This is a genomic window from Rhodococcus sp. (in: high G+C Gram-positive bacteria) (genome assembly GCF_049591685.1).
Classification (GTDB): Bacteria; Actinomycetota; Actinomycetes; order Mycobacteriales; family Mycobacteriaceae; genus Rhodococcoides.
In genome coordinates, this window is the sequence record NZ_JBAWFH010000374.1 from 1 (window position 1) to 8,903 (window position 8,903).

The 8,903-nt window shown below is 64.0% G+C and carries 9 protein-coding genes, 1 tRNA gene and 1 pseudogene; 8 read left to right on the forward strand and 3 right to left on the reverse strand.

All coding sequences use genetic code 11. The features are described 5' to 3' along the window. Window positions 1-60: 60 nt before the first annotated feature. Window positions 61-972: a pseudouridine synthase gene (locus tag WBQ44_RS15685; protein ID WP_495567598.1), complete on the forward strand. Its 912-nt coding sequence runs from the start codon at window positions 61-63 to the stop codon at window positions 970-972. Window positions 973-1,012: 40 nt separating this feature from the next. Here the strand turns inward: WBQ44_RS15685 and WBQ44_RS15690 are convergent. Both WBQ44_RS15690 and WBQ44_RS15695 read right to left on the reverse strand, forming a co-directional pair. After that, window positions 1,013-1,099 (reverse strand) — tRNA-Ser (locus tag WBQ44_RS15690). Window positions 1,100-1,151: 52 nt separating this feature from the next. Then, window positions 1,152-1,661 (reverse strand): MarR family winged helix-turn-helix transcriptional regulator, encoded by a 510-nt coding sequence (locus tag WBQ44_RS15695; RefSeq protein ID WP_495567599.1) that lies wholly within the window; start codon window positions 1,659-1,661, stop codon window positions 1,152-1,154. Window positions 1,662-1,746: 85 nt separating this feature from the next. Here WBQ44_RS15695 and mgrA point away from each other — a divergent pair, with 85 nt between their 5' ends. Then, window positions 1,747-2,793, forward strand: a complete 1,047-nt coding sequence (gene mgrA, locus WBQ44_RS15700) for an L-glyceraldehyde 3-phosphate reductase (protein WP_495567600.1) — start codon at window positions 1,747-1,749, stop codon at window positions 2,791-2,793. An 82-nt stretch (window positions 2,794-2,875) separates the two neighbouring features. After that, entirely contained in the window at window positions 2,876-3,862 is a 987-nt protein-coding gene (locus WBQ44_RS15705) for an NAD(P)H-quinone oxidoreductase (protein ID WP_495567601.1), read from the forward strand. Between the two features lie 10 nt (window positions 3,863-3,872). On the opposite strand, the gene WBQ44_RS15710 is transcribed toward WBQ44_RS15705, so the two are convergent. Beyond that, a complete protein-coding gene (locus WBQ44_RS15710) occupies window positions 3,873-5,075 on the reverse strand; it encodes a cysteine desulfurase-like protein (protein ID WP_495567602.1) in 1,203 nt (400 codons plus the stop codon). A 166-nt stretch (window positions 5,076-5,241) separates the two neighbouring features. On the opposite strand from WBQ44_RS15710, the gene WBQ44_RS15715 reads away from it, so the two are divergent. From WBQ44_RS15715 to WBQ44_RS15735, 5 genes and pseudogenes are all read left to right on the forward strand, one after another. Further along, window positions 5,242-5,829, forward strand: a complete 588-nt coding sequence (locus tag WBQ44_RS15715; RefSeq protein WP_495567603.1) for a bacterial proteasome activator family protein — start codon at window positions 5,242-5,244, stop codon at window positions 5,827-5,829. A 55-nt stretch (window positions 5,830-5,884) separates the two neighbouring features. After that, a complete protein-coding gene (gene wzm, locus WBQ44_RS15720) occupies window positions 5,885-6,760 on the forward strand; it encodes a galactan export ABC transporter permease subunit Wzm/RfbD (RefSeq protein ID WP_495567604.1) in 876 nt (291 codons plus the stop codon). An 11-nt stretch (window positions 6,761-6,771) separates the two neighbouring features. Continuing rightward, on the forward strand, window positions 6,772-7,623 hold the full coding sequence (gene wzt, locus WBQ44_RS15725; RefSeq protein WP_495567605.1) for a galactan export ABC transporter ATP-binding subunit Wzt/RfbE: 852 nt from the start codon (window positions 6,772-6,774) through the stop codon (window positions 7,621-7,623). Beyond that, on the forward strand, window positions 7,616-8,527 hold the full coding sequence (glfT1, locus tag WBQ44_RS15730; protein ID WP_495567606.1) for a galactofuranosyltransferase GlfT1: 912 nt from the start codon (window positions 7,616-7,618) through the stop codon (window positions 8,525-8,527). Before wzt ends, glfT1 begins: the two co-directional genes overlap by 8 nt. A gap of 52 nt (window positions 8,528-8,579) precedes the next feature. Continuing rightward, a pseudogene (locus WBQ44_RS15735) lies at window positions 8,580-8,903 on the forward strand (class I SAM-dependent methyltransferase); the annotation flags it as partial.

Genomic DNA, 8,903 nt, shown 5'->3' on the forward strand with positions numbered 1-8,903 from the left:
CTTGTGCAGACCGAAACGCAGCTTTGGTCCGCACAAGTGCGAACTCGTAGGCTCACCCCGGTGAGACGACGGCAGCAACCCCCGTTGCCCAAGCGACACGGCCTCGACCCCGCCCGCGTCCGCATGCCCGAAGACGGGGCTTGGACAACAGTCCGCGACTTCCTCGTCGACACCGTTCCGAGGATTTCCGCCTCGCGCATGGACGAGATGATCGATGCGCGAGGCGTCGTCGACATGGACGGGCCCATCGCTCACAACGCCCCGTACACGCCCGGCGAAGCCGTATGGTTCCACCGCGATCTCCCGGACGAAACGAAAGTCCCCTTCGACATACCGATCGTCCATCGCGACGAGACCTTGCTGGTGATCGACAAACCGCACTTCCTACCGACTATTCCGCGGGGCGGGCACGTTCTGCAGACCGCCCTGGTTCGACTCCGCCGAGAACTGGACCTACCGCTGCTCGTCCCGGCCCACCGACTCGATCGCGTCACCGCCGGGCTCGTTCTCTTCGTCATCGACCCCGCTCGGCGCGGGGCATACCAAACGCTGTTCCAGGACAGACGAGTTCGCAAGGAATACGAGGCAATTGCCCGATACGACGGGACCCCCAATTTCCCCCGAACCGTGCGTAGCCGAATCGTCAAGGACAAGAACGTTTTCGAAGCCAGAGAGGTGGACGGCGAACCGAACGCCGAGACGCTGATCGAGCTCCTCGAGCAGCGAAACGGGCTCGGCCGCTTCCGACTCCACCCACACACCGGGCGCACCCATCAACTGCGTCTGCACATGAACTCGCTCGGCCTCGCCATCCTCGGCGACGACCTCTACCCAGTCCCGACCGGCAGACCCGTCGACGACTTCACGCGACCACTCCAACTGCTGGCATCGGGACTCGAATTCACCGACCCGATCAGCGGAGAAACCCGGCAGTTCCGATCCCGGCGTCGACTCGAATCCTGGCACGTCTGAAACGACGAATCCCCCTTCGCGGGGAAGGGGGATTCGGTTGCGGAAGCGGAGGGATTTGAACCCCCGGACGCTTTTACACGTCTCTCGCTTTCAAGGCGAGTGCATTGGGCCGCTCTGCCACGCTTCCGAGTGCGCTACTACGTGGGAGATACTAAACGCTGCGCGCAGGATGCGGCCAATCACCCCTTCACTGCTACTTTGTCGGCTCCGCTCGACATGGCGGCGTCGACAATCTCGAAGATGTCTCCCAGAACGGCCAGCTGGTCCGTCGTCAACAAGTCGACAAGATGGGCGCGAACGCTGGTGACGTGGGTAGGCGCGGCCTCCGTCAGCCGCCGTCGCCCCTCGTGCGTGATGACGGCCAGGACACCTCGGCCGTCGTCGATGCACGTACTTCGCCCGACCATGCCGTCGGATTCCATCCTGCGAATCTGATGCGTCAGACGGCTGCGCGAGGACAGAACACCGTCGGCGAGGTCGCTCATGCGCAGAGACCCGTCAGGCGACTCGGACAGCATCACCAAGATTCGGTATTCCGCCATCGTCAGGTTGTGCGCGTCCTGCAAATCCTTGTTCAAAACCCCCATCAATCGTTGGCCGCCATCGACATAGGCGCGCCAAGCTCTCATTTCCGCAGCATCGAGCCACTGCGGGTCCCCCCCTGGACCAAAGGATCTCTCGGCCGTCACCCGACCATATTAGGCAACCAACCTACCGATGAGTAGCTCCAGTACATTCCGAGACCGAAATGGCCACCCGGAATAGGCTCGGTTAATGCCACGACGCACCAGCGAACCCAACATCGAACCTCCCTACGTCGCAGCCGCCGATCGCAACGACTCGATGCAGTACCGCAGACTCGGCACCAGCGGATTGAAGCTTCCGGCCATCTCGCTGGGCCTCTGGCACAATTTCGGCGACGACACCCCTCTGATGACGCAGCGAGCCGTGCTCAGGCGGGCCTTCGACCTCGGCATCACGCACTTCGACCTGGCAAACAACTACGGCCCTCCGTACGGCAGCGCAGAGAAGAACTTCGGACGAATCCTGCGAGAGGACTTCGCCGGATACCGCGACGAGTTGATCATCTCCAGCAAAGCCGGATGGGACATGTGGTCCGGACCGTACGGCTTCGGCGGGACGCGTAAGTACCTGCTGGCTTCGCTCGACCAGTCACTGCAGCGAATGGGTCTCGACTACGTCGACATCTTCTACAGCCACCGCCCCGATCACGAGACGCCGCTGGAGGAGACCGCGGGCGCACTCGTCAGCGCGGTCCAGCAGGGAAAGGCGTCGTACGTCGGTATCAGCTCGTACACGCCGGAGAACACGCTGAAGATGGCAGAACTGCTGAGCTCCGCCGGGGTGCCGCTGCTGATCCACCAACCGAGCTATTCGATGGTAAACCGCTGGATCGAGGACGGACTCCTCGACGCACTGGAGAATGTCGGCGCAGGCGCTATCGCGTTCTCTCCCCTGGCGCAGGGAATGCTGACCGACAAATACCTCGACGGCATTCCGGAGGGCTCGAGGGCAACGCAGGGCAAGTCGCTAAATCCGGACTGGTTCACCGACGAGCACGTCACACACCTGAACGCACTGAACGACATTGCGTCCTCCCGCGGCCAGTCGCTGGCCCAGCTGGCTTTGAGCTGGGCTCTGCGCGACACACGCGTGACGTCCGTCCTCATCGGTGCATCCAGTGTGCGCCAGCTCGAGAACAACGTCGGCGCGCTCGACAACCTGACGTTCGGCACCGAGGAACTCGCCTCGATCGACGAGCACGCACGAGACTTCGGCATCAACCTCTGGGACATCTGAGGCCCTTCGCACCCGTGTGTGAATAGTGCTGTTCGAACGGCACTTTCCGCGCACGGGCGCGGAGCGCATACGCTTGGAACCCATGCACGCAATCACACTGACAGAGTTCGGATCCTCCGACGTCATGGCGTGGACCGAGGTGCCCGATCCTCGCCCGGAACGCGGACAGGTCATTGTCGACGTCGCGGCCACCGCGGTAAACCGCGCGGACCTGATGCAGCGCCAGGGAAAGTATCCGCCTCCCCCAGGGGCCAGCGAGATTCTCGGACTCGAATGCTCGGGGATCATCGCCGAACTCGGCGACGGCGTCCACGACTGGCACGTCGGCGATCGCGTCTGTGCGCTGCTGTCGGGCGGTGGATACGCCGAACAGGTGGCCGTACCGTCCACTCAGCTCTTCCCGATCCCCGGTGCCCTGGATCTCCATGCAGCAGCGGCACTTCCGGAGGTCGCGTCGACCGTATGGTCCAACCTGGTGATGTACGGCGGCATGCGCTCGGGCCATGTGGTGCTGCTCCACGGCGGCGGAAGCGGCATCGGCACCCACGCCATCCAGGTCGCCAAAGCCTTCGGCGCGACCGTGGCCGTCACCGCAGGCTCTCAGGCCAAGCTCGACTTCTGCGCCTCCCTCGGCGCCGACATCGAAATCGACTACAAGACCCAAGACTTCGTCGACGTCCTCCGCGAGAAGACGAACGGCCACGGCGCCGACCTCGTACTCGACAACATGGGCGCAAAGTACTTGCAGCGCAACGTCGAAGCGCTGGCGATGGACGGAACGCTGATCACAATCGGTATGCAGGGCGGCGTCGCCGGCGAGCTGAACTTCGGCACACTGCTCGGCAAGCGGGGCACCGTCCACGCAGCCGGACTCCGCGGACGCCCCGAAACCGGGCCGTCGAGCAAAGCCGACATCGTCTCGGACATGACACACCGGCTGTGGCCCATGATCGAAGAAGGCGCCGTCAGCCCGATCATCCACGCGGAACTGCCGATAACCGAAGCTGCAGAAGCGCATCGACTACTCGACGCCGACGCCATCGGCAAGGTCATCCTGCGGGTGCAATAGCCACCGCGGCCTAGCGCAGTTTCGCCAACGCCTTCGAGAGTTGATCGATCTCGTAGCGGGTGGTGTACGGCGCCAGGCCGATGGTGACGGCGCCGCCCTCGTCGTTGACGCCCAGGGCGTCGAGCAGCCTGCTTCCACTGTGGACGCCGCTGACGGTGCCGATGCGGTGCTGCGCTAAATGCTCGGAGACTTTCTCGGCCGACGTGTCGGCAACGGTGAAGCTGAGCGTCGGGATGCGACTGGGGGCGTCGCCGAGCACCATGACGTGATCGAGCTTGCCCAGCGACTTCAGCAGGTAGTCGAACAGCCTGTCGTGGTAGTCCTGCAGGGAACCGATGGAGAGGTCGAGACGCTCGCGTCGGGTACCTGTCGCCGCATCGTCGAGATTGGCCAAATAATCGATGGACGAGACGAGGCCCGCGAGCAACGCGTACTGATGGCCCGCGACCTCGAGCCGCTCGGCACCCTTGGCGAACGGGTTGAGCGACACCGACGGAATGCGATCGAGGAGAGTCGGGTCGCGGAAGACGAGCGCACCGACCTGCGGGCCACCCCAAGCTGCGCCGCTGACGGCCACCACGTCGGCACCGAGTTCGTTGATGTCGACGTGCGCGTACGGGGCCGCGCCCGCTGCGTCGACGATCATCAGACCGCCAACTGCATGCACCCGGTCGGACGCGACGCGGACATTCGGCGCCGAGCCGACGATGGGAGACGCAGCCGTCATGGCCACGAGTCGGGTGGTCGAGGTGATCAGTTCTTCGAACTGCCAACTGGGAAGTTCGCAGGTATCGATCTCGACCTCGGCCCAGCGCACCTGAGCGCCGTACCGATTGGCGATACGCAGCCAGGGGGCGACGTTGGCTTCCTCGTCGAGCCTCGACAACACCAGGCCCGTCCCGAGGCCGAGTCGTGACGACAGCGACTCTGCGAGCCACGCCAACAGCGTCGCGCGATCGGGGCCGAGAACGACTCCGGCGGGGTCACCGCCGACGAGGTCTGCGATGGCCTGGCGTGCGGCCTCGAGCAGGCTCGCGCTGCGGCGAGCGGACATGTGACCGGCGAGATGCGTGGATGCGCTGCCGCGGAAAGCAGTCGACACCGCCGTCGACACGCGATCCGGAATCTGCATGCCATTCTGTGGATCGAGATGGATCCAGCCGTCGCCCAAGGAGGGAATGGACCCTCTTACCCGCGCGACGTCGTACCCCATGCCGGACACTCTAAGCGTCGATTTCGTGAGCGTGTGTTCCACATCCCTTATTCGTATCGCCGGATCTCTCGTCCTGCACGCCTGCCACCCCTCCGTCGAGCCCTGACGAACAGGATAATCGGCCCCGCTCGTCGCGCAATCCCGCTGGGCACGTCAGGATGGATGTATGACGCAACCCGACTCGCACTCGATTCCCGACGACGGCGACCACGTCGTGGTGATCGGACCCGACGGACAGCCTCTCGCACTGAGCCGTGAGGAGGCAACCGCCGCGGCCGCCCGAGCGGCAGGCACCGGCAGTCAGGAGAAGTCCGAACCAGCACTCTCGGACATGGTCGAGCAGCCGGCCAAGGTCATGCGCATCGGCACGATGATCAAGCAGCTCCTCGAAGAAGTACGTGCAGCTCCTCTCGACGACGCCAGCCGCACGCGCCTCAAGGAAATCCACCAGTCGTCCATTCGAGAGCTCGAGCAGGGCCTCGCCCCCGAGCTACGGGACGAGCTCGAACGCCTCGCGTTGCCGTTCGGTGAGGATGTCATCCCGTCGGACGCGGAGTTGCGTATCGCACAGGCACAGCTCGTCGGCTGGCTCGAAGGTGTCTTCCACGGCATCCAAACCGCACTGTTCGCCCAGCAGATGGCCGCTCGCGCGCAACTCGAACAAATGCGTCAGGGCGCACTGCCGCCCGGAGCAACCATCAACCCCGGCGGTGGCGGTCACCCAGGCGGCGGCGGTACCGGGCAATACTTGTAGAGCCGGGAGTGGAGCCTGCGGAATGACCCGATAGGAACAGGTAAGGTCGACCGTCGTGTCGGCCCCAGCAAGAAATTCCGAGAGCGAAGCAGGAGAGCGCGTGCCCGTTCCCGTCTCGGACTCGCAGAGCTTCAAGCGAGCGTTCGGCGATTTGCGGACCGGGTTTGCGCAGCGTGAGCTCTGGGTGCACCTCGGCTGGCAGGACATCAAGCAGCGGTACCGCCGTTCGGTGATCGGTCCGTTCTGGATCACGATCGCCACCGCGGTGCAGGCCACTGCGATGGGCCTGCTGTATTCGGTTCTGTTGGACGTGAACCTCACGGAGTTCCTGCCGCACGTCGCGGTCGGCCTCATCATCTGGAACTTCATCAGCGCGGCCATTCTCGAGGGCGGCGACGTGTTCGTCGCCAACGAGGGGCTGATCAAGCAGTTGCCGTCGGCGTTGTCGGTCCACGTGTATCGGATGGTGTGGCGTCAGGTTCTGCTGTTCGGGCACAACCTGATCGTGTACGTGGTAATCATCGCGATTTTCAGGCCCGATTTTCACTGGACCGATCTCGCGGCCATACCGGCGTTCGCGCTGTTGATCGTCAACGCGGTGTGGGTTGCCCTGCTGTTCGGCATCGTCGCGACGCGGTATCGCGATATCGCTCCGATTCTCGGCTCGATGGTCACGCTGCTGTTCTTCATGACGCCCATCGTGTGGACCACCCAGGGGCTCATCAACCAGGGCGGCGAGGCGGCGGAACGTGCACGCCTCGTCGAGATCAACCCGCTCTTCCACTATCTCGACATCGTTCGCGCACCGATGATCGGTGAGGACCAGCAGGCCTACCACTGGTACATCGTCATCGCCTGCACCGTCGTCGGATGGCTATTGACGATCATCGCGCTCAAGAAGTACCGGGCCCGCGTGCCCTACTGGGTTTAGGGGCTCACCTCATGACTGTCAGCATCACCACGCACGACGCGTGCGTCGACTTCCCGATCTTCGACGCCAAGACGCGATCTCTGAAGAAGGCGTTCCTCGGCAAGGCGGGCGGGGCGATCGATCGGAACTCCTCGGACGTCGTAGTCGTCGAAGCGCTCAAGAACATCACGATGGACCTGAAGGACGGCGACCGTATCGGTCTCGTCGGTCACAACGGCGCAGGCAAGTCCACTCTCCTGCGGCTGCTGTCGGGCATCTACGAACCGACCCGGGGCACCGCATCGGTGCGAGGTCGTGTCGCGCCGGTGTTCGATCTGGGCGTCGGCATGGACCCCGAGATTTCCGGCTACGAGAACATCATCATCCGCGGCCTCTTCCTCGGACAGACTCGCAAGCAGATGCTCGCCAAGATGGACGAGATCGCCGACTTCACCGAGCTCGGCGACTACCTCGACATGCCGCTCCGGACATACTCGACGGGCATGCGAGTGCGCGTCGCGATGGGCGTCGTCACCAGCATCGACCCCGAGATTCTTCTGCTCGACGAGGGCATCGGCGCGGTCGACGCCGAATTCATGAAGAAGGCCCGGATCAGACTGCAGGAGCTGGTGAAGCGCTCCGGCATCCTCGTCTTCGCCAGCCATTCGAACGAGTTCCTCGCGCAGTTGTGCGATCGGGCTATGTGGATCGACCACGGACAGATCCGTCAAGAAGGCGGTATCGAGGAAGTGGTCCGTGCCTACGAGGGCAACGACGCCGGCGACCACGTCGCGACGGTATTGAAGGAACTCGAACGCGACGAGCAGCTCGCCGCCTCGAATGTTCAGAACCTCGAGAATCCCCAGGACCGCAAGGGTGCCTGACACCGGTCCCGACACTATCGTCGGCGTGATCGTGACGCACAAGCGCCGCGAGCTCCTGGCTCAGTCCCTGGCCGTCATCACCCATCAGAGCCGTCCGCTGGATCACCTCGTCGTCGTCGACAACGCCCACGAGGACGCAGTTCGCGAACTGGTCGAGTCGGCCGACATCCCGACCACCTATCTCGGGTCGCACCACAACCTCGGGGGCGCAGGTGGGTTCGCCCTTGGCATTCTCTACGCGCTCTCCCTCGGTGCCGACTGGGTCTTCCTCGCCGACGACGACGGCCGCCCCGAAGGCCCCGACGTGCTGCGAACGCTCTACGACTGCGCGTTGAAACACGACCTCGACGAGGTCTCCCCCGTCGTCTGCGACATCGACGATCCGGACCGGCTCGCGTTTCCGCTGCGACGCGGAGTGGAATGGCGACGCCTGCGGTCGGAGCTGATCGATCCGCAGCACCCCGACGACGACCTGCTCGAAGGAATCGCGTCACTGTTCAACGGCGCGCTGTTCAAGGCTTCGACGATCGACGCGGTCGGTGTTCCCGATCTGCGACTGTTCGTGCGCGGCGACGAGGTCGAGGTCCACAGACGGCTGCAACGCTCGGGACTCAAATTCGGCACCTGCCTGACCACCGCGTACGTCCACCCCAACGGCGCCGACGAATTCAAGCCCATCCTCGGCGGACGCATGCACACCCAGTACCCGGACGATCCGACGAAGCGCTACTTCACGTATCGCAATCGCGGATATCTCATGTCGCAGCCCGGCATGCGAAAGCTGCTGCCCCAGGAATGGATTCGCTTCGGCTGGTTTTTCCTTGTGACCACTCACAACCCGAAGGGGCTTGCAGAATGGCTGCGCCTGCGCCGCCTCGGACGTCGAGAACACTTCCGCCGATAGAAAACAGCGGCACGGGTCGAGCAACCCCGCGCGTCTCCGCTACCGTGTGCGCATGACGGAACCTCGTAAGCTGACGGATCGACTTCGGCATTCGGCGCGAGAGAAGCTCCAACGCGCTATCGGGGAAGTTCTGGACAAGCAGACCGCCCAGCTTGCGGAGCAGACAAGCGACCAGCAGGCCAAGCTGCTCGAAATCCTCGAACGCCAGCGTCGCGAAATCGACGACCTTCACGCCTTCATCCGCGGCCTCGAAATGCGCATGCGTCGCGACATCCCGTACGCCTCCGACGTCGAAGCTGCCGCCCAGAGCGCCGAGTTCGCCGAAGAGAACATGCCGAAGGCACCGACGTTCCTACGGCCGCACGCCACCCTGCGC

Bases quoted from the DNA above. Each gene is read 5' to 3' on its own strand.
- mgrA (WP_495567600.1), top strand. From the start codon at position 1,747: ATGCCACGACGCACCAGCGAACCCAACATCGAACCTCCCTACGTCGCA.
- WBQ44_RS15715 (WP_495567603.1), top strand. From the start codon at position 5,242: ATGACGCAACCCGACTCGCACTCGATTCCCGACGACGGCGACCACGTC.
- wzt (WP_495567605.1), top strand. From the start codon at position 6,772: ATGACTGTCAGCATCACCACGCACGACGCGTGCGTCGACTTCCCGATC.
- WBQ44_RS15710 (WP_495567602.1), bottom strand. From the start codon at position 5,075: ATGGGGTACGACGTCGCGCGGGTAAGAGGGTCCATTCCCTCCTTGGGC.
- WBQ44_RS15705 (WP_495567601.1), top strand. From the start codon at position 2,876: ATGCACGCAATCACACTGACAGAGTTCGGATCCTCCGACGTCATGGCG.